This is a genomic window from Vibrio sp. J502 (genome assembly GCF_025397955.1).
In the GTDB taxonomy this organism is placed as follows: domain Bacteria; phylum Pseudomonadota; class Gammaproteobacteria; order Enterobacterales; family Vibrionaceae; genus Vibrio; species Vibrio anguillarum.
The window spans coordinates 1,089,207-1,110,635 of record NZ_CP104554.1 but is presented as its reverse complement, the minus strand read 5'-3'; the positions used below and the strand labels follow the sequence as shown (position 1 = coordinate 1,110,635).

Here is a 21,429-nt window from a genome sequence, read left to right as displayed (position 1 = left end):
AGCAACAATCGATTCCGGATATAGACAACTGGGTTACCGATTCATTATTAGTTACCTAATTTCATTTCGATAGAATCACTATGTCCGTAACGAGATAAGGGTTCCAACCCAATGAGGTTGACGTCTTGAAAGTGAGAATTCACGCGAAAAAGTGTGCAACAAAAATGCATACAAACAATAAATAATTTTATTAAAATCAATCAGAAACAATGATACTTAAGAATATAACACGCACACCGAAAGAGAATGATTACGATTGTTCATGAGCATTGAGAGGATTAAGCGATCAACTTTTTTGGCAATTTTATCGCACAGATATTGACTAAACGGCAGCGTGTCAGTCGCGGTAAGAAAAGAGATTGTATATATGCAGACTGCGTAGGTTTTTATGAACACCTTTTTGCACAGCCTTCTGAACGTGAGATCTCCTGCATAAATAATGAAACATCACATACATAACAAATTAAAATGCGGTATAGGTTTAATTTATTGACTGAGCAAATGGTTATCTTAGTTGCGATTTAACTATCCAATGAGAAAATTATGACAACGAAAATTTCATACCTTACCCTACTGGCACTGCTTTGCTCTCCCCTTACCAGTGCGCAGACAGAAAATAGTAACGCTGAGCAACCATCAAGCCATGTGACATGTCGCGCTCACAACCTGACTCTGAATTTAACCACCGATCAATATGCTTCTGAAACAAGTTGGGAAATAAAAAACAGCCTCTCACAGGTTATTTATGCGGGTAATAATTACTCAGACTCCACATCTTATAGCCAAGAAATATGCTTATCGGATGGTGAATATCAATTCACCATCCATGACAGTTATGGTGATGGTATTTGCTGTGGCTCTGGCAATGGTCTTTATTCCTTAGCCAAAGGCTCGGAAATACTGGCCTCTGGTGGAGAATTTCAATACAACCAATCAAACAGCTTATTACTTGGTGAATCAACACCTCCCGCTAACCATGACTATTATCAAGCCGCGATAGGAAAAACAGGTTTTGAACTAAAAACGGCCTTATACAACATCATAAAGAATCATAATAGCCGCGGTTATTCCGCAATTTGGACACTATTACAAAATGCAGACATAGATAACTACTATGAGAATGACGGTTCAATGTTAGATATCTATTCTGAGAAACCTGACAACAACGACAGTGTTAGTTTTACTAAAGTCAGCGATCAGTGTGGTCAGTATCGACGAGAAGGCGATTGTTACAATAGGGAACACTCATTTCCTAAAAGTTGGTTTGGGGGCAGCGTTGAGCCAATGAATTCCGACGGTCACCACTTGTTTGCCACTGATGGTTTTGTTAATGCAAAACGCAGTAACTGGCCATTTGGCGAAGTTGGTCATATCACTTATACCTCAAGTAATGGTTCAAAACTTGGCAGTGCAAGCAATACGCTAGGTTATAATGGCACCGTATTTGAGCCTATTGATGAATTTAAAGGTGATCTAGCGCGCGCCTATTTTTACATGGCAACCCGCTACGAGAACCGTATCGGCAGCTGGCAAGGAAATACTGACAACGCTGATGCCATACTTGATGGTACTAGCACGGTGGTTTTTGAAGCTTGGGCTCTGGCGATGCTAAAGCGTTGGCACCAAGAAGATCCTGTGAGTGCTAAAGAACGCCAGCGCAATGACGCCGTTTATCAATTTCAAGGTAACCGAAATCCCTATATCGATCATCCTGAATATGTAAGCCAAATTTGGGGTCATTAGGCTCTTTATATTGGGTAAGTAGATAGGCGCGATAGTAGTGCCTATCTACTTGTTATTTATTGTTTGTTGTTCGGAATTGTCTACTGGTATTAGCCTTTATAAATACAACCCGCCGTGCAGGTTTCTTTAATTTCAACTTTGCTGAGCAGTGGTAAGCTTGGCTTTAATTGTTGCCAAATCCATTTCGCAAGCACTTCACTGGTTGGGTTCTCTAACCCTTCAATGTCATTCAAGTAATAGTGATCTAAACGATCATAAATAGGTTTAAATATCGCTTTAATTTCAGAAAAATCAATCACCCAACCAGTATGAGGATCGACCTCACCTTCTACATACAGACGAACTAAAAAAGAGTGCCCATGTAAACGGCCGCACTTATGCCCTGCAGGTACATGAGGTAAACGATGCGCGGCTTCAAACATAAACTCTTTGTATAATTCTGTTTTCATCTTGGTTCTCAAGCTTTTAAAAGAGAGGCAATACTAAGGAATATAGACTCACGAAACAAGTTTCTAGGCAGCTTTGTTTGCATTGCAAGACAGATGAAACCGTACAATTTATCACTGTGATACAACGGAAAATCCCACGCCTTTGAGTGATATTTTAAGCATTAATAGGGAATCATGACGTGCCACATCACATTTGTTAAACCTATAGTATGTATAGGGTCACACTCCAAAGACTACAACTTTTGCACTAGTGCATATTAACGCTATATTTACACTGTCACCCTCTCAATAATAATAAAATTATCATGAACTCAACAATTACGTCTAAATTGCTACTTACGCTCATCACCGTTTTTGCTTTTGTATTAACGGTGTCAACGAGCTATCAATATATACAACAACGTGACCTGCTCAATTCGGTGTTGAGCGAGCAGTTACACGATAAAGCGAGTAACTACTTTGATAGCCTCAATATGATGATGTTGACTGGTACCATGGCTCAGAAAGAGACCTTACGCCAAAAGGCACTCGCGCAAGATGGTATTGAACAGGTGCGAGTATTACGATCAGAGGCAGTCAGTAAACTTTATGGTCCTGGAAAAGAACATCAACAGCCAATGGACGAGATAGATAAACGCGCACTGGCCGGGGAAACCGTCATTGAACCATTCAATGCTTCCTGGGGGAAAGGATTGGTCGTCGCCTTACCGATGAAATCAAGCCTAGATTACCGAGGCACAAACTGCGTATCTTGTCATATGGCGGAAGAAGGAACCGTTTTAGGAGCTATTCGTCTTGAATATAACCTGAGCCATGTAAACCAAATGATCAGTACTCACACTGTCATTGCCGTTATTATTATGGCTTCCATTGCCTTTATCGGATTTATGATCACGCTTTTTTTGATCCGCAAGATGATTGTTCGCCCTATCCAGCATACGTCACGATTCATGTGTGAAATCAGTAAGAGCAAAGATTTATCAAAACGACTTATCAGCACCAAAAAAGATGAACTCGGACAACTCGCGGTCTCCATCAACTCTTTAATGGATACGGTTTCGGACAGTTTGGCAAAAGTGCAAGAGACCTCTCATTCGCTTGCCGATTCAGCAAACCAGCTAACAGACGTAGCACAAACAACCAACCAAGCGGCAAAAAATCAGCAGCGTGAAACCTCTGACGTCCAGCTCAATATTGAAGAGATGCAATCTCAACAACAGACGGTTAATCAAGCTACGGTTGATGCATCAAAGCTTATCAAACATACCGCTAACGTCGCTCAACAAAGTGCACAGCAAGCACATACAGCTAGCGCAGATATCAAAGGTTTGGTAAGCGATATCGAGTCCGTGAAAGATAAAATTTCTGAACTTAATAATCAGACAGGGCTGGTTTCCTCCATTCTTGAAACGATTAAAAGTATCGCCGAACAAACTAATTTGCTGGCTTTAAACGCGGCGATTGAAGCAGCACGAGCGGGTGAACAAGGAAGAGGCTTTGCGGTCGTGGCCGATGAAGTGCGAAAACTCGCCTCACGAACGGCAGAAGCGACTGGAAACATTGAGAAAATCATCGCTCAATTCCAACGTGACAGTGAAACATCGCTCGCCTCAGTTGATTTGGTCTGCTCACATGCGCATCAACGTTCAAATGAAGTCGAAGTTTTATCTTCCGCAATGAGTAATGCAGTACAAGAGATGCAGCAGGTGCTTGATCATGCAAACAATATTCAAGATCAAACACGAACGACCACACAAGTCAGCCAAGAAATTCAAGGGAAGATTGAAGTCATTACTCGACATGCTGATGATACGTCTCAATCGGCAACGCAAACCCGAGAAATCAGCGTCAATTTAAAACAGCTATCGCAGCGCTTAGAAACATTGATGAATCAATTTACGCTTTCTGCTAAGAATTCAGCCACGAATCGACAATAAAGGTTGATGCGAACGAATTGACAGGTAATATGTGCCATTGAATTAAAAAGTAATAAGCAACCCAATGTTTCGCTTGTTTTTTGTCCACTTTATATAGTGAGAATACCTTTGAACATTGGGTTGAATTTTTACCTCAATGGAGACTATATCAAACATGACTTACGCGCCTGTAACAGACGTATTGAGCGGTAAGCTAGCCGTTGACAGTGAAGTGACTGTCCGAGGCTGGATTCGTTCTCGTCGTGATTCCAAAGCTGGAATCTCTTTTCTTGCCATTTATGACGGCTCTTGTTTCGACCCGATTCAGGCCGTGGTCCCTAATAATCTGAATAATTACAATGACGAAGTGCTAAAGCTCACTACTGGCTGCTCTGTCGAAGTAACAGGTAAGATTGTTGAGTCCCCTGCTTCTGGTCAAGCATTTGAACTTGCAGCAACTGAGGTGAAGGTTGTTGGCTGGGTTGAAGATGCTGAAACCTACCCAATGGCAAAAACTCGCCATTCAATTGAATATCTTCGTGAAGTGGCGCATCTTCGCCCACGTACCAACGTGATTGGCGCAGTGGCTCGTGTACGCAACTCCCTTTCTCAAGCCATCCACCGCTTTTACCACGAGCAAGGTTATTTCTGGATGTCAGCGCCGCTGATTACCGCTTCTGATGCAGAAGGTGCGGGTGAGATGTTCCGTGTTTCAACGCTGGATTTCGCTAACCTTCCTCGTACTGAGCAAGGCAATGTCGATTTCAATGAAGACTTCTTCGGCAAAGAGACATTTCTTACAGTTTCAGGACAGTTAAATGCCGAAGCGTATGCTTGTGCATTAAGCAAAGTATACACTTTTGGCCCAACGTTCCGTGCTGAAAATTCAAACACGAGCCGCCACCTTGCAGAATTTTGGATGGTCGAGCCAGAAGTCGCGTTTGCTGATCTAAACGATGTCGCGAAACTGGCTGAAGATATGCTGAAGTATGTCTTCAAAGCCGTTCTTGAAGAACGTCGTGATGACCTTGAGTTTTTTGCTTCGCGTATCGACAAAGAGGCAATTACTCGTCTTGAGCAGTTCGTTAATTCAGATTTTGCGCAAGTAGACTATACCGATGCTGTGAAGATCCTAATCGATTCAGGTCGTAAGTTTGAATTTGATGTTGAATGGGGCATTGATCTTTCTTCTGAACACGAGCGCTTCCTGGCTGAAGAGCACTTCAAAGCACCTGTAATCGTCAAGAACTACCCTAAAGACATCAAAGCATTTTACATGCGTCTAAACGACGATGGTAAAACTGTCGCTGCAATGGATGTTCTTGCCCCAGGTATTGGTGAAATCATCGGTGGATCTCAACGTGAAGAGCGTCTAGATGTACTTGATGCACGTATGATTGAAATGGGCATTGATCCTGAGCACATGAGTTGGTATCGCGACTTACGTCGTTACGGTACTGTACCACACGCGGGTTTCGGCCTTGGCTTTGAGCGCTTAGTATCCTACGTGACTGGTATGGGCAACGTGCGTGATGTGATTCCTTTCCCACGTACACCACGCTCTGCAAACTTCTAAAAATCAAACACGATTTTTGTGAAAACCACCGACGTTAAACTCGGTGGTTTTTTTATTTCCCCAACAATCAGTGTTCACTCTCAATAACAATAGAGTGAATTTCAAATAAACATGAGATCAAAATCACCTCAATTTCATCTCCCTTTGTTACATTTAGTTCAATTTCATGATCATGTTCACTCTATTGTGCTATGCAACCGAGTTACATTAACCACGTATTTAGATCGATCCATGGCGAGAACTTATATGAAAGAAAATGATGTAGATAATTTGCAGTACAATGGTGAAACAAACGGTGTTCATGGCTGGATGACCCCTTCTGGTCAACCTTACTACTGGCATCCTGATTGGCTTCATATCGCAGAAGATGCTACTGGCTTAAAGCCTAAACAAGCGTTAGATGTGGCAGAAAATGAGCAAGCAACAAAAAAACATGCCGTGTCGGCTATTTTGAAGCATATCAATCAATGGGCTTCAGAAAAGCTCGCCGAACACCCTGAAATAGAAACCGAAGCCATCGAATCTCAAATTGGCTTAAAAAAGTAACTACTACGACTTGTTGGGAGCACCTCAACAAGTCGGTTTCAACTAAAAATAAATGAAGATCTAATCTATAAGTGCCTAGATGAAGCTCGTTGCAATATTTCCTGCGCTATTTGATTGAGTGGTAGCACCGAACAAGCACCACCACGTTCGATTGCCTCTTTAGGCATACCAAAAACGATGCAACTTGCTTCATCTTGTGCAACTGTATAGGCACCGCTTTCTTTCAACTCATGCAAACCTCGTGCGCCATCATCTCCCATTCCCGTCAAAATAAAACCGACAGCGTTAGGGCCTACATGTTTTGCCGCTGAGCGAAAAAGTACATCGACTGATGGTTTATGCCTGTTAACTGCGGGGCCATCTTTGATTTCGACTTGATAATGTGCACCACTTCGATTCAGTTGCATGTGACGGCCACCTGGAGCGATCAATGCCAACCCCGGAAGAACTCGATCGCCATTCTTTGCTTCCCTGACCTCTATTTGACAAAGCCCATTGAGCCGGTCAGCAAACATCGCGGTAAATTTTTCGGGCATATGTTGCACGATAACAATCCCCGGAGAGACTGCTGGCAATGCTGTTAAGATTGCTTCTAAAGCCTGTGTCCCACCTGTAGATGTGCCGATCACGACCACTTTTTGTGTGGTTTTCAATGTTAATGTCGGGTGATTCGGATTCGGCATTGTTTGCTGTACTTTCTTGAGTACATGAGGTTTGGGTTTAACAATATTTTCTAGCTTTGCTTGTGCAGCGGCACGCACCGCACTTAACATTTCCTGCCGACTTTCTTGTAGAAAATCTTTCAACCCTGCTTTGGGTTTAGTGATAATCGTCAACGCACCCGCTTGCAATGCTTGCATAGTCACTTCCGCGCCACGTTCCGTCAGTGTAGAACAAATGATGACTGGCGTCGGATGCTCCGCCATCAGTTGCTTGAGAAACGTAATTCCATCCATACGAGGCATTTCTACATCTAAGATAATCACATCTGGCCATTGAACAGCCATTTTTTTTTGAGCGAATATGGGATCAGAAGCAGGAGTAAGCACTTCAATATCAGGTTCATTACTCAACAAAGCGCTGATCACTTGCCGAACAACCGCGGAGTCATCCACGATTAATACTTTTATTTTTTTCATGTAATGCCTCTATAAGTCGACACTCATTGGCTGATTAATAAGCTACCTCTCTTGCAGAAGATCGCCCATATTGAACCCAAACATCACCATTTTGGACATCAAAAAATACTTTACGATAACGCTTTCCACCCACATCATTGCGGCTTACTTGAAAACCGTGCTCTTTCAGTAACTGCATACCCAGTCGCACATTTTGTTGTGCAACATTTATCGAAGCGACTTTGCTGTAGTGACCTGCAAACATAGCGCTACCTCCAAATACTTTAACAACACATTCCTTAGGATTGATTTGATGTCGTCGGCACTGAAGGGAAAAATACGCCACAACATCGCTAGCATAATAGCCTTCAGGTTGTTTGGCCTCTTCACCTAGGGCGGATCGCTGGCTCAACAGATAATGGCACATACCCACTAACTGCGTTTTTGGATGCCATAACGTAATGGCAACGCACGAACCCAGCAGCGTATGAATCCAACCTCTGTGATGACCAAAGAATATCTCGCCAGGCATCAAGTTCAGAGCCTCTGTTTTAGGTAAAAATTCGTTCGCCATTAATCACGAATCCCTCGTTTTTGATAGATAGACGGCTGCAGTAATTGCAAGTCATCGCAGTTGAGTCCGTTTAATGTTTCAGAGTGGCCTATTAATAAAATACCGCCACTTTTTAATCGGTTCGTAACGTTACTGATGACTCTTTGTTTGGTATTTTGATCAAAATAAATCATAACATTACGTAAAAAAATAAGATCAAAGTGACCAAGTTCATCCAACTGATTTTGTAAGTTCGCTAATCCGAATTTCACTTTTTTCCTTAATGAATTAACGATTTTCAATGTGTCATGCTTGGTATCAATGCCTTTTCGGCAATACGTTTTGAGATAGGCTTTCGGTATATGTTCATGGCGTAGCATCGGATAAATACCTTGTGATGCAATTTGCAACACTTGACTATTGATATCGGTACCAACTATTTGCCATTCTCCTTGGTAACGGCTGTCTAATAACATTGCAAGAGAATAAGCCTCTTCACCTGTCGAGCTTGCTGCGCTCCAGCAACGGATCTGTTTTTTCCCCCATACAGTGAAGAGATGGTGCTGGATGTAAGCAAAATGGGCCTCTTCTCTGAAAAAGTACGTTTCATTGGTGGTCAGCAAATTGATGGCTCGTTGCTGTTCAAGTTTGCGTACTTGCTGATCGCTAAATTTCGTCAAATACTCAAAATACTCCCGATATGAACTTATACCGAGCTCTCTTAAGCGCCCGCTTAAACGCCCAACCACCAACGCTTTCTTACTGGGTGTTAGTGCAATACCTGCAGATTGATATATCCAGCCACGATACAACTCAAAGTCCGCATCACTGATGATGGACATTTGCTCCATGGCTGAATTCCCAAGTTGCTGAGATTTGTGCTTAACTTGCAAGTTCATTCTGCTCTTTGACCTGTTCCATCATGGCCAGCTCTTCAACAGATAGGACTTTATCCTCCGCTAAAATAATGACAAACTCTTCATCGAATTGAGCCATACCACAAATAAATTCGGTACGGATCTTGGTACCAAAGTTAGGGGCAGGTCTCATAAACTTACTTGATATTTCAATGACTTCAGAAACACTGTCAACCATAACACCTAGGTCTTGACGCTGTTCTTCATTCGTCACTTCGATAATGACAACACAAGTCTTTTTATTCACTTCTTGCGGTTTAAGATAAAAACGCCGAGCTAGGTTGACGACAGGTACCACTTCACCACGTAAGTTAATAATGCCTTGAATGTAGTCAGGCATCATTGGCACCTGAGTTACTTTGCCATACTCTAATATTTCCTTAACATGCAAAATCGCAAAGGCGTACATTTCACCATTGAGCTGAAATGTTAAGTACTGTTGATCTTGTGCTAATTCTGTATTGGACTTAGCCAATATCATCGAGTTAGCCTCAACCGGGATAAGATTAGCCACATTCACCTCCAGCCACTAAAAGCGCACATACTCAGGTTCATCGTCCATAGAGACAAACTCAACATCTTTCTTCTGTTTAGGGCGTTGCTGCTCGTGGTGAACTGAAGATTTATTTGCTGCTTCACGGCGATTATTTTCTGTTTTGAAGAAGGTCATTAGTTGCTGGAGCTGCTGTGCTTGGCTGCTCATCTCTTCAGAGGTCGACGCAAGCTCTTCTGATGCGGAAGCACTTTGTTGCGTGATACTGTTGAGCTGTTCCATCGCTTGGTTAATTTGTGTTGCTCCGGTTGCTTGTTCCATTGAAGCTGCGTTGATCTCTTGTACTAAATCGGATGTTCTTTGAATAGAAGGCACCATTTCATCCAGCAGTTTTCCGGCTTGTTCCGCTAAACCAACGCTATTTTTAGCGACCTCACCAATTTCTTGAGAAGCAACCTGACTGCGCTCTGCCAATTTTCGGACTTCGGCAGCCACCACTGCAAAACCTTTACCATGCTCGCCAGCTCTAGCAGCTTCGATTGCGGCGTTGAGCGCAAGTAAGTTAGTTTGATAAGCAATATCATCAATAATACCAATTTTCTCAGCTATCGATTTCATCGCTAACACAGTTTTAGCTACCGCTTCTCCACCTTCTTTCGCTTCTTTAGCCGCTTTGCCTGCCATGCTATCGGTCACTTTCGCATTTTCAGTGTTTTGCGCGATTGAGGCTGACATCTGCTCTACCGACGAGGTAGTCTGTTCAACACTGGCCGCTTGTTCGCTCGCACCTTGACTTAAGTTCTGAGCGGTAGCTGAAACTTCTTCGGATGCCGAAGCCAATGCATTACTTGAGCTATTCACTTCACCTACGATGTCTGACAACTTGGCCACCATTTTTTGCATGGCTTCAAGCAAGCGACCCAATTCATCGCCTGACGTCGCTTCAATTTTACCTGTTAAATCACCCACAGCGAGTCGGTTAGCCAGCGACACTGCTTGCTCTAAAGGATTACAGATCCCGCGGATCAAGGTAACCGCAAATCCAATACCAAACAGTAGCCCCAATATAATTGATCCAATGGCTATCATTTGTAGGTTGTCATAAAGCTCAACCTCATGGTTATAAACATTCTGCGCTTCATTCGATTGCAGCTGAATTAATGCATTTACTGTTTTTTCAACGGGTGCATAGAGTGGGCGCACTTTATCAACCGCAAGGCGAGTCGCTTCATCAATGTCTAAACGTCGCAAAGCATCAATGGTGGGCTGTAGAGCTTGCTCAACAAAGGCTTTGTTCTGTTCTTCAAACTGTTTGGCTAACTCAGCTTCCTCTTTAGTTAAGTTAGTTAATTTGTATTTGCTCCATTTTTCATCGATTACTTTGAGATGATTCTCGACGGTCTCGATTTGGGCACGAATAATATCCGCTTCTGGGTACAGTTGTGAGAAAGCCAGCGCTATACGATTGCTCAGAAGACGAGATTTAATGTCACCGATAGACAGTGCTGGTACGGTTCGGTCATAGTAGACCGTTTCTAGCCCATGCAGTGTTTTTTGCATGCCATAAAGCCCTAGTGATCCGACTACAATGAGTAACAAACTTAAGATGCCAACTAGCATACTTAGTTTGAATTTAACTGAAATATTTTTAAACATAGCCTATTCCTTTCTGACGATGTAATTGAGCCAAGTTAGTGCATTGCCAATAAGCGATGCTTCGACTCTTCCTTCATAATATGTTGCGATAAACTGGCGATATCTAAGATAAGAGCAATATCCCCGCTGCCCAAAATAGTCGAACCGCTGATTCCTTTAACCCGTGAAAAAATCGGCCCAAGTGGCTTAATTACGGTTTGTAATTCCCCCAACAAATTATCCACGATCAAACCAGCACTTTGCCCCGCACTACTGACCACCACCACATTTTGGCGTTTTGAGCGACGCGCAGTGAGGTTAAATTGCACTCTTAAATCAATTAAAGGCAGCACTTGTCCCCTGAGATTAATATAAGGTTTGCCTTGGCCATCTTTGAGCCACTGGTCATCAAGTTCGACGCATTCTTGAACGGCATCCAATGGCACAACGAAGGTTTCGCTACTCACTTCAATTAGGAAACCATCAATGATCGCGAGTGTGAGCGGCAATACAATGCGGATAGTTGTTCCTCGATTAAGTAGGCTGTGAATCTCTACTCGACCTCGCAAATCAGTAATATTTCGCTTCACTACGTCCATACCGACACCGCGTCCTGAAATATTGGAAACCTGCTGGGCCGTTGAAAAGCCGGGCTCAAAAATGAGCTGAAAAATCTCGTCATCGCTCACGAGTTGGTTTTCATCAAGTAGCCCTTTTTCAATCGCTTTTGCGCGCAATTTTTCGCTGTTGAGCCCTTTTCCGTCATCGCTCACATCGATCACTATATTGCCTGAGTCATGGTAAGCATTGAGCGTGATGGTGCCGTGAGAAGGTTTACCATTTGCGACACGCTCTTCCTCTGTTTCAATGCCGTGGTCAATCGCATTGCGCACTAAATGCATCAAAGGATCGCCAATTTTTTCAATCACTGATTTATCTAATTCGGTATCCGCACCGGTAATCGTGAGATGAATACTTTTGTTTAGCTCCTTCGCCATATCACGAACAACGCGTTGAAAACGGGCAAATGTCGCACCGATAGCCACCATTCTAAGCTGTAGTGCCGCGTCTCTGACTTCTTCGAGAAGGCCATTAAGCCGTGCAACAGATTCAATCATTACATTTTCGCCAATTAGCTCCGCCTGTAATGCACTGCCGGCACCTGCGGTGACCAATTCCCCGACTAAATTAATTAAGGTATCTAACTTTTCAGCATCCACTCGCAAGCTTTTTTGCTCTTTGGTTAGCGCCTCTCGGGCTTTACTTTGTTTATCGACTGCCGCATTGAGTACGGGTGCTAATTGAGCATCAGCCTGAGTGATAATTTCGCCTATGGGTATCGCGTCCGAATTCGCTTCTCGTCGCTCACTTTGTTGCTGCAATGCACGCTTCAATTCAGTCTCAGTGAGCGCGCCACAACGAACTAATATTTCGCCAATTCTATAATTTTCATCGGGCATTGATTGAATGTGATCAATGAAGTCACCCACTTTGGCACTGGGTGGAAAAATGCGAACGTCACCTTCTTCACGAATGAATTCAAACACGTCTTCGATTTGTTGTTTAGACGCCGGCGAATAGAAACGCAGTTCAAAACCCAAATAACAACATTCCGGATCAAAGTTGTGCCAATCAGGTAATTTTCGGTCGACAGCCTCGATATAAATAACCTCTCCCAGCGTAGTTAAATAAGAAAGAAAAGAGAGTGGATCCATACCATCTTGGAATGCATGAAGCGGAAAAGTTAAAGAGATATGCCAGCAGAAATTGTCGAGCGCGGTGTGATCAGGTTCAGATTCCGTGGCTGGTGAATGACTTTCTGGCTCAGATTGACCTAAAAACTCAGACAATCGGGCCCCTAAGCGCTGTCCGGTAACGTCATCTTCTGATGACTCTTGCCCCGTTTGAGCATCATCAATCAAGCTCACCATGTGATCGCGGCACTCAAGCAACAAGGAAATATGCTTTTCATGCAACTTAAGTTGTTCTGAGCGCAATAAATCAAGCAAGCTTTCTACTTTATGAGTAAAGCGAACGATCTCATTTAAGTTAAATATCCCTGCAGAGCCTTTTACAGTATGCGCTGCTCGGAAAATTGCGTTTAATCGCTCATTTAAGCCATCAAGATTCCCGCTATCCAGTTCAAGAAGGTCAGATTCCATCCCTTCAAGCAACTCCCTACTCTCATTAAAATAAGTTTGGAGCGCCGCAGCCATCATTTCGTCCATAGTATCTCCCTGGGGCTTCGTCATTAGCTTGTCACTCTGTCTTATTGTGAACTCGAAAGAACGATAGGGTCATGAAACCATCCCACTAGCCCCAGTTTACCCAGCACATCCACCACGACTTCACTGTGATGAATCAGTTCACATCCCTGTTCTATTCTTGCTTTTTTAAATGCCATCAATACTTGTACGCAACTGCTGTCCAGAGCTGTGACTTGGGAAAGTTCAATGGCGATCTTCTCGCTATGAGACACAAAAGGGGTCAGCTGCTCAAACAAATTTCGAGCCTCATAAATCGTCAGTTCACCGTCAATTTTTAACATTAATTGCTCATCGGTTTGGTGTGGAGTCAGCATAATCCCCCCTTAGGCTTGGATCAGTTTTGCTACGGCGGCAAGCATCTGTTCAGGTGCAAAGGGTTTTACAACCCAAGCTTTCGCACCCGCAGCACGACCCTGTTCTTTCTTCGATGCCTCAGATTCAGTTGTGAGCATAATCACCGGCGTAAATTTTGTGTCTGGCCTTTGCTTCAGCTCTTTAAGTAAGGTAATGCCATCCATATTCGGCATATTTACGTCGCTGATGACCAAATGAACACGATTCCCGGCCAATTTGGATAGTGCATCTTTACCATCATGAGCTTCGATCGTCTGATAGCCTGCTCCTTTTAAGGTCATACTCACAACCTGCCGAATTGAAGCCGAATCATCTACAACAAGTACCGTTTTGTTCATCACAGAGTTCCTCATTTATTCATTTACGGTTCTCAAAAGAAAGTAATGTCCGTGCTAGTCACCTTGCTTTTCACCTCAGTAACCTTGCCTTTGTGGCTTTCATGTTGTTCTATCATGGTGTAGTTCTTGGTCATTTTTTCCAGCCATTTTTGCGGGGATAATTCGCCTGCGATCGCATGATTGCTGTCTTGTTTGAGCAGCTCTAATGAGTCACTGAGTTCTTTGAGATTGGTGCTGATTTGCTCTAATATTTGGCTTACTCGGTCTTGAAATTGCAATTTCACAATCACACTACTGATTGTTTCCTTCACCGAAAATGCATCTTCTTTTAACCGCTCAGACTGTTGCTGTAAGGTTTGTGCCATATCTTGGAAGTGGTTAATGACATAATCGATACGCTGCTCGGTTTGTTCCATTTGTTCACTCTCAGCCGCAATAGCCATTTCAGCCGTCTTAAATGTAGTATTAATCGCATCACTGACAACGTTCACTTTCTCCGTCATGCTGCTAGCGATCTCCCTTGAACGCTGTGAAAGGTTACGCACTTCATCGGCCACCACTGCAAAACCTCGACCGGCCTCTCCTGCTCTGGCTGACTCAATGGCAGCATTAAGTGCTAATAAGTTGGTTTTTTCAGCAATGCCCACCACATCGGTTGCCATTTTTTTTAAATCGACTGTGTATTGATCAAGGCTGCGCATTTCATCAAGCATATGCTCTCTTGTCTTTTGGCTTTCTCTAAGCTCATCAACCGCTTTAGAAAGCATCGCTCGACAACGCTCAATTTCGCTCATTAAATTACGCTCATCTTTTAAGGTTGAACCTTGCGAGAAGGAGAGTGCTTGTGAAAGCTGCGTGACAAGATCACCAAATTGCTGGCTCAGTTGAGTAACAGAATCGGTAAGTTGCACATTAGCTAAATCAATATGACGAGACCACACTGGCAGAGATTGAGCAAAGAGAGGCTCTAAAGAATGATATCCATCCAGTTGGATCTCTTGTGTTTGAGAAAGGTGTTCAATCGTCTTTTTTTGAGCTTTGACTTGGGAAATGAAGGATTCGTAATTCCAAATTGCATAGCTAACACTAGCAAAAGTAACAAATAATAGAGCCCAAACACCAAAATGTGTTGGCTGTGGCATAAGAGCAACTATCGACAATAGCACTAAGGGCACGTAAACACGTACCAGCCTAATGAGGAGCATGATTTATTATCCTTTAGCCATAAAACACTGACGAAAGCTATGACGTTATGTAAGAAGTTGTTATGCAACGCCTGGAGCTCATAACTAAAGATAGGAAAGCTTGGAGGAATCTGCAATGTAGTCGGTAGATGTAATTTTACTTTTGTTGTGTTAGGTAATTTTAAACAGTCCACTCTTATCAGCCAGAGTAACGATTGACTTTCGTTAAGTTCGGCTGAGTAACGTCATTGAGCCCTCTCCTCTGTTCTCATAACATGACGCACTGATCGGATCACATGGACTTTATTTTATTTAGCTATCTTTCCTAGAAATACATCACTAGAATCTATCGCTTTTCTGATCCTCCGCACATCGGTTAATTACGAAAACACAACATTGAACGAATTTAATCACCTAAACTTAAGCATCACATACTGTAATGAAATCAAATTCATGAATAATACCAAGCGAAACAACAGCCAACTCACCGCACTGCTCTACCTCTTAGCTGCGCTGCTATTTGCCACCTATGGCGGACGAATCTGTCCGATGTTGTCCAGTTTAAGCGCATTAGAAATCACCACTCATGTCACGATTAGTGTATTTTGTGCATGGGTAATGCGTCGATATGTCTTTATTCACCATCATTGGGCAAAAACAGAGCAGTATGCAAAACTCGATAGTGTTTTGTTTTTTCTTGTCAGTATTCCACTCGCTCTTTATTACAATCAGCACTATCAATTCACCATCGATAGCAACGTAAAAGTCCTGTTTGGTTTAACACTGTTTGGTTTCTTTACCGGAAGCTTATTACAACTCATCGCTAAACGAGCTCAATATCGCCAGCACGCAGTACAATTGAATCGTCAACAACTCCAAGGTGAAAGGCATTCGATTGTTAAGCAGATGATCGGGTTAATGATGCTGATGATCATCACTCTGACAGCCACACTCACCATGGTCGCGGTGAAAGATCTTTTTTGGCTTGAACATAACCCTGCCAGTTTAATCAATGGGCATGGCAAGATAAGCATTATTAAAGAGTTTATTTATGTTTCTTTGGTTTTGGGCGGTTATGTGATCGCTATCCTCTGGCAGTGGGGAAGGCTGATGAAGCAAATATTGCACGCTCAAGAGCATTCGCTATGCCAAGTGACTCAAGGTGATATAGCACAACGCTTACCAATTTTTGAAAATAACGAGTTAGGCTCTGTGGCTTGGTTGACCAATCAAATGTTGGATAGCCTACAAAACTCACAGGATGAAGTAAAAACCACGCGTGATGTCGCCATCGTCAGCCTGGCCGCTTTAGCTGAATCTCGCGATAATGAAACTGGCGCTCATATTTTACGTACTCAAGAATATGTCAAAGTACTCGCGCAATATCTAAGCCAAAAACCGAAATATCAGCCTTTATTAACGCCCACTTATATTGATTTACTCTACAAATCAGCCCCATTACACGACGTTGGCAAAGTCGGTATCCCTGATGCCGTCCTACTGAAACCCGGCAAGCTCACCGATGATGAGTTCACTATTATGAAGGGACACCCTGAGATCGGCGCACAAGCGCTGTCGATTGCCGAGCAGCACCTTGGCACAAGTTCCTTTTTAGCAATCGCGAAAGAAATCGCCCTCACTCACCATGAAAAATGGGATGGTTCGGGCTATCCAAAACAACTCAAAGGGGAAGAGATTCCACTCTCAGGCCGTTTAATGGCACTGGCTGATGTATATGATGCGCTCATCTCAAAGCGCGTTTACAAACCCGCGTTTTCTCATGATGAAGCAAAAGCCATCATCCTACAGGGCGAAGCGACACATTTTGACCCACAAGTCGTAGAGGCTTTTTTGAGCGTTGAACAACAATTTGTCGCCATTGCCGCTCGCCATCAGGATAAACATTAATCTCTTGTTACAGTGACTCCTCCGCTCAATGGCAAAATATCGTATTTGATGATGAATTTTGCCGTTGAGCTGACTACTTCTCAAAGTAAAACCTATTTAATTTCCCCACATGAAAACGGTGGATGATAGAGTTTTTTTAAAAAAATCGCCTTTTTGTTCATGATTCTTAGCCAACACAAATTATTTTCAGTTTTTCTGTTTTGTGTGTTGTAACGGATATTTCATAAAGGTATAAATACCTTAATTTTATGTTTCTAAAATCCCTTCTAACACTTTACATGGATGATGATTATGTTTGAAAAAGTTGTCGCAGCTCCGGCTGACCCTATTCTTGGTTTAACCGAAGAGTTTAAAAAAGATCCTCGCACTGAAAAAATTAACCTCGGTGTTGGTATCTACAAAAATGAAGCAGGTGAAACACCTGTTCTTGCGACAGTAAAGAAAGCGGAAGCGGCGTTGCTTGAGTCTGAAAAAACCAAATCTTATCTCACCATTGAAGGTACTGCTGAATATGGGCTCGCGGTACAAAAACTCCTGTTTGGCGATGAATCTGAGATTGTGACGCAAAAGCTCGCAAAAACGGCGCAAGCGCCGGGTGGTACTGGTGCACTGCGTGTAGCTGGTGAATTTATTAAGCGTCAAATCGGCGACGTGAAAGTGTGGATCAGCAACCCAACATGGGCAAACCATCACGGTGTTTTTAATGCGGCTGGTTTAGAAACCACGCAGTATTCGTACTACAATGCCGAAACGAAAGATAAAGATTTCGCAGCGATGCTTACCGATCTTGAGCAAGCTCAAGCGGGTGATATTGTTCTTCTACACGGGTGCTGCCACAACCCAACTGGCATTGATCCAACCGATAAAGAGTGGGAAACGTTAGCAAAATTAGTCGCTGATAAAGGGCTTCTTCCTCTGTTTGACTTTGCTTATCAAGGTTTTGCGAAAGGTGTTGAAGAAGACGCACAAGGCCTACGTACTTTTGCGAAATACAATAAAGAGATCTTAGTGGCGAGCTCATTCTCTAAAAACTTCGGTTTGTACAATGAGCGCGTGGGTGCGTTTACCATCGTTGCTGGCTCAACAGATGTCGCTGAAACAACTTTCTCACAAATCAAAGCGATCATTCGTTCCATTTACTCAAACCCACCAGCGCACGGTGCTGCGGTCGTTACTTATATCCTCAACAACGCCGAACTGCGCGCAGAATGGGAAAACGAAGTGACAGAAATGCGTGAACGTATTCAAGAGATGCGTGAGCTGTTTGTTACCACCCTAAAAGCCGAAGGTGTGAAGGCTGATTTTAGCTTTATTGAACGTCAAAATGGCATGTTCTCTTTTTCTGGTTTGAACAAGGAACAAGTTGCTCGTCTGAAAGATGAATTGGCAATTTACATCGTCGGTTCCGGCCGTATCAGTGTGGCAGGCATGACGAAATCGAATATGGGCCCACTGTGCAAAGGTATTGCAGCGGTTCTATAATCGATAATGATAAGAAATAGACAACAATAGCCGCCATTTGTCGGCTATTTTTTTATCTTCAATTCACTGAAATGGCACTTGATTCACATCGAAGCGCGTACACTTTCCCCTCTTGCCTGCAAAGCTCGTTCTTTTCATGTACTATAACTCTCTGAATCCTATGTCCAATGCCACCGATGTGACCTGCTCCCTTTGACCAGTTACATCGTTTAGCTGGCTCACGACGTCAGAATCCCACAATATGAACTCCGAAACACAAGGAAGCCTCCATGGAAGCAGAATTAATTGAAATCAAGAACTTCCTTGCTCAGTATCCACCGTTCAATGAACTACCTGAAGAAACACTGATCGAAGTGACGCAGAGCGTAGAAATCTCCTATTTTCGACAAGGTACACCCATCATTCATTTTGGTGATCATATCCAGGACTTGTATTTGATCCGCAGCGGCGTCGTCGAGGTGTACCGTCGCAAAGGCGAATTATACAACCGCCTAACCGAAGGCGGCTTATTTGGTCAAATGGGGCTATTGACCAATAACCGTGTTCGTTTTCCGGTCACTGCGATTGAAGATACGCTGGTTTATTGTATTCCAGAGGCAAGGTTTCAGGATTTATATGACAACTATGATTCCTTTGCTGACTTCGTTGAAGTGCAAGATAACGCGCGCCTTCGCCAAGCTGTACTGAGTAAAACAGAGCAGAATGATCTCACCACCTCGAAAGTGCGAACCTTACTCAGCCGAGAAGCCCCTTTCGTTTACAAAACAGAAACCATTCAACATGCGGCGATCAAGATGGCGGAAGAGAGTATCTCTTCACTGCTGGTGATTGACCCTGATATTTTGCAAGAGAGTGACGACGATAACAGCCCGGTAATCGGCATCCTGACTGACCGAGATCTCTGCACGCGTGTATTAGCCGTTGGCATCGATCCTAATCACCTCGTCACGGAAGTAATGACAACGGAGGTTATCTCATTAGATCATAATGCTTATGTCTATGAGGCCATGCTGAAAATGCTTCGGTACAATGTTCATCATCTTCCTATACTCAAAGAAAAAAAGCCGATCGGTATCATTGAAGCGACCGACATTGTTCGCTACGAATCACAAAACTCATTGCTGCTCGTAAGTCGCATCTTCCAGCAACAAAGCGTTGAAGAGTTAGCCACACTGTCGCACCAAGTCAAAGACAGTTTTGTTCGTTTAGTCAATGAAGATGCAAACTCACATATGATCGGCACGGCGATGTCAGTGATTGGTCGTAGCTTTAAACAAAGAATCATTGAACTTGCCGAAGAATTACTAGGCTCGCCGCCTATTCCATACTGCTTTTTAGCCTTGGGTTCTATGGGCCGTGACGAACAGTTAATTGTCACGGACCAAGATAACGCTTTAATTTTGGACGATAGCTATGAAGAAACACAGCATGGTGCTTATTTCGAAGCGTTCGCCAAATTTGTCTGCGACAGCTTAGATCAATGCGGTTACAGCTACTGTACGGGGGACATTATGGCCAGCAACTCGATATGGCGTATGACTCGTAAAGAATGGGAAGCCTGCTTTGCCGATTGGATAGATAACCCTAACCCTAAGGCGCTATTGAATGCATCCATCTTTTTTGACTTATACGGAGTGTGTGGCAGGACCAAATGGGCAGAACAACTGAATGGGTTTATTGTCCGTCGAGCACGCAAAAATAATCGATTTCTTGCATGCCTTGCACGAAATGCGCTGAACCGCACGCCACCATTGGGGTTTTTCAAAGACTTTGTGATGGAAAAAGATGGACGACACAATAACACCATCAATTTAAAACGTCGCGGCACGGCACCGTTAGCGGATTTAATCCGTGTGCATGCATTGGCTGTCGGTTCACGTTCTACCAACTCGTTTGAACGTTTAGATGACATCATTGAAGCCGGAATTCTACCCAAAGGACGGGCGCAAGATCTGCGTGACGCAATGGAGTTTATCGCTATGGTGCGCATTCGCCACCAAGCGGCTGACGTTGAACAAGAAATAGAGCCAGATAACAATATCGAGCCAGAAAACCTATCTGATTTTGAAAGACGTAACTTAAAAGATGCATTTCAAATCCTAAGCAATGCGCAAAATTTCTTGAAATTCCGTTATCAAGCCAGCAATAACTTTAAGTGAGAGTGATGATTAAACAATGGTTTCAAAAACCGAGCATCGATTGGGTAGCAAAATATGCCAATAAGCAGTCGTTGGTTAACCATCCGTTACTCAAAGATTTTTATTCAAAGCCGATTGCTAAGGGTAGCACGCCAATCGATGAAATAGAGTTTGTCGCTTTAGATTTGGAAACAACGGGTTTAAGTGCGCAGCATGATGACATTATCACCATTGGCTTAGTGCCTTTTACCTTAAACCGTATCTATCTCAACCGCTCTAAACATTGGATAGTTCGGCCACGCCAAGCGTTAAAAGAGGATTCGGTGGTTATCCATGGCATCACACACAACGATATTTTAGATGCGCCAGATTTGGCAGAAGTGCAGGAGTCGATACTGAAGGCCTTATCTGGAAAAATTGTTGTGGTTCATTACCGCCATATTGAACGTAGCTTTCTCAATCAAGCATTAAAAGTGCGATTGGGTGAAGGCATTGAGTTCCCGGTGATCGATACTTTGCAATTGGAAACGGAAATTCAACAACGGTTACATGGAGGTTTATGGAACCAGTTAAAAGGGCAAAAACCACAATCAGTGCGTTTAGGGCAAGCGCGGGCGCGTTATGGGCTACCAGCGTACACTCCACACCACGCTTTAGTTGATGCCATTGCCACCGCGGAATTATTCCAAGCACAAATCGCTCATCATTTTGATCGGCAGCAAAGTGTCCGAACGTTGTGGCTATAACTTTTTGATTTTCCTTTAAAGGGATTCTTTCTTCAAGGTTTAGTACCGTGATCGACACGAGCAAAA

The 21,429-nt window shown here is 43.3% G+C and carries 18 protein-coding genes; 8 read left to right on the top strand and 10 right to left on the bottom strand.

Features of this window, described 5'->3' with window-relative positions; all coding sequences use genetic code 11:
- Positions 1-543 precede the first annotated feature (543 nt).
- Positions 544-1,743, top strand: a complete 1,200-nt coding sequence (locus tag N5E84_RS05250; RefSeq protein ID WP_017044767.1) for an endonuclease — start codon at positions 544-546, stop codon at positions 1,741-1,743.
- Positions 1,744-1,832: 89 nt separating this feature from the next.
- Here N5E84_RS05250 and queD read toward each other — a convergent pair whose 3' ends face one another.
- A complete protein-coding gene (gene queD, locus N5E84_RS05245; RefSeq protein WP_010320709.1) occupies positions 1,833-2,192 on the bottom strand; it encodes a 6-carboxytetrahydropterin synthase QueD in 360 nt (119 codons plus the stop codon).
- A 305-nt stretch (positions 2,193-2,497) separates the two neighbouring features.
- Between queD and N5E84_RS05240 the strand changes: the two genes are divergently transcribed.
- From N5E84_RS05240 to N5E84_RS05230, 3 genes are all read left to right on the top strand, one after another.
- Positions 2,498-4,129: a methyl-accepting chemotaxis protein gene (locus tag N5E84_RS05240; RefSeq protein WP_013856769.1), complete on the top strand. Its 1,632-nt coding sequence runs from the start codon at positions 2,498-2,500 to the stop codon at positions 4,127-4,129.
- Between the two features lie 154 nt (positions 4,130-4,283).
- Positions 4,284-5,684, top strand: a complete 1,401-nt coding sequence (asnS, locus tag N5E84_RS05235) for an asparagine--tRNA ligase (RefSeq protein WP_026028293.1) — start codon at positions 4,284-4,286, stop codon at positions 5,682-5,684.
- A gap of 246 nt (positions 5,685-5,930) precedes the next feature.
- Entirely contained in the window at positions 5,931-6,230 is a 300-nt protein-coding gene (locus tag N5E84_RS05230; protein WP_019282370.1) for a hypothetical protein, read from the top strand.
- Between the two features lie 65 nt (positions 6,231-6,295).
- Here the strand turns inward: N5E84_RS05230 and N5E84_RS05225 are convergent, their stop codons facing one another.
- From N5E84_RS05225 to N5E84_RS05185, 9 genes are read right to left on the bottom strand one after another with little or no spacing between them, the layout of a single operon-like run.
- Positions 6,296-7,369 carry a chemotaxis response regulator protein-glutamate methylesterase gene (locus tag N5E84_RS05225; protein ID WP_017044770.1) on the bottom strand — a complete coding sequence of 358 codons (1,074 nt, stop codon included), beginning with the start codon at positions 7,367-7,369 and terminating at the stop codon, positions 6,296-6,298.
- A gap of 34 nt (positions 7,370-7,403) precedes the next feature.
- Positions 7,404-7,922 (bottom strand): chemotaxis protein CheD, encoded by a 519-nt coding sequence (locus N5E84_RS05220; RefSeq protein ID WP_019282372.1) that lies wholly within the window; start codon positions 7,920-7,922, stop codon positions 7,404-7,406.
- Entirely contained in the window at positions 7,922-8,800 is an 879-nt protein-coding gene (locus N5E84_RS05215; protein WP_019282373.1) for a CheR family methyltransferase, read from the bottom strand. Before N5E84_RS05215 ends, N5E84_RS05220 begins: the two co-directional genes overlap by 1 nt.
- Positions 8,784-9,332 (bottom strand): chemotaxis protein CheW, encoded by a 549-nt coding sequence (locus N5E84_RS05210; RefSeq protein WP_228209078.1) that lies wholly within the window; start codon positions 9,330-9,332, stop codon positions 8,784-8,786. The genes N5E84_RS05215 and N5E84_RS05210 overlap by 17 nt, the downstream gene beginning before the upstream one ends.
- A gap of 15 nt (positions 9,333-9,347) precedes the next feature.
- Complete coding sequence (locus N5E84_RS05205) at positions 9,348-10,967, bottom strand: methyl-accepting chemotaxis protein (protein ID WP_019282374.1); 1,620 nt, start codon at positions 10,965-10,967, stop codon at positions 9,348-9,350.
- A 35-nt stretch (positions 10,968-11,002) separates the two neighbouring features.
- Positions 11,003-13,198 (bottom strand): chemotaxis protein CheA, encoded by a 2,196-nt coding sequence (locus tag N5E84_RS05200; RefSeq protein WP_019282375.1) that lies wholly within the window; start codon positions 13,196-13,198, stop codon positions 11,003-11,005.
- A gap of 17 nt (positions 13,199-13,215) precedes the next feature.
- Positions 13,216-13,527: a lipid asymmetry maintenance protein MlaB gene (locus tag N5E84_RS05195; protein ID WP_019282376.1), complete on the bottom strand. Its 312-nt coding sequence runs from the start codon at positions 13,525-13,527 to the stop codon at positions 13,216-13,218.
- A 9-nt stretch (positions 13,528-13,536) separates the two neighbouring features.
- A complete protein-coding gene (locus N5E84_RS05190) occupies positions 13,537-13,920 on the bottom strand; it encodes a response regulator (RefSeq protein WP_013856759.1) in 384 nt (127 codons plus the stop codon).
- 17 nt (positions 13,921-13,937) lie between these two features.
- Positions 13,938-15,110 carry a methyl-accepting chemotaxis protein gene (locus tag N5E84_RS05185; protein ID WP_013856758.1) on the bottom strand — a complete coding sequence of 391 codons (1,173 nt, stop codon included), beginning with the start codon at positions 15,108-15,110 and terminating at the stop codon, positions 13,938-13,940.
- Positions 15,111-15,542: 432 nt separating this feature from the next.
- On the opposite strand from N5E84_RS05185, the gene N5E84_RS05180 reads away from it, so the two are divergent.
- The 4 genes from N5E84_RS05180 to N5E84_RS05165 all read left to right on the top strand — a co-directional run bounded on the left by N5E84_RS05180 (position 15,543) and on the right by N5E84_RS05165 (position 21,363).
- Positions 15,543-16,997 carry an HD domain-containing phosphohydrolase gene (locus tag N5E84_RS05180; RefSeq protein ID WP_019282377.1) on the top strand — a complete coding sequence of 485 codons (1,455 nt, stop codon included), beginning with the start codon at positions 15,543-15,545 and terminating at the stop codon, positions 16,995-16,997.
- Between the two features lie 291 nt (positions 16,998-17,288).
- Positions 17,289-18,479 (top strand): amino acid aminotransferase, encoded by a 1,191-nt coding sequence (locus tag N5E84_RS05175; protein WP_088721173.1) that lies wholly within the window; start codon positions 17,289-17,291, stop codon positions 18,477-18,479.
- A 269-nt stretch (positions 18,480-18,748) separates the two neighbouring features.
- A complete protein-coding gene (locus N5E84_RS05170) occupies positions 18,749-20,638 on the top strand; it encodes a putative nucleotidyltransferase substrate binding domain-containing protein (protein WP_069211923.1) in 1,890 nt (629 codons plus the stop codon).
- Positions 20,639-20,643: 5 nt separating this feature from the next.
- Positions 20,644-21,363, top strand: a complete 720-nt coding sequence (locus tag N5E84_RS05165; protein ID WP_069211924.1) for a 3'-5' exonuclease — start codon at positions 20,644-20,646, stop codon at positions 21,361-21,363.
- Positions 21,364-21,429: the final 66 nt, after the last annotated feature.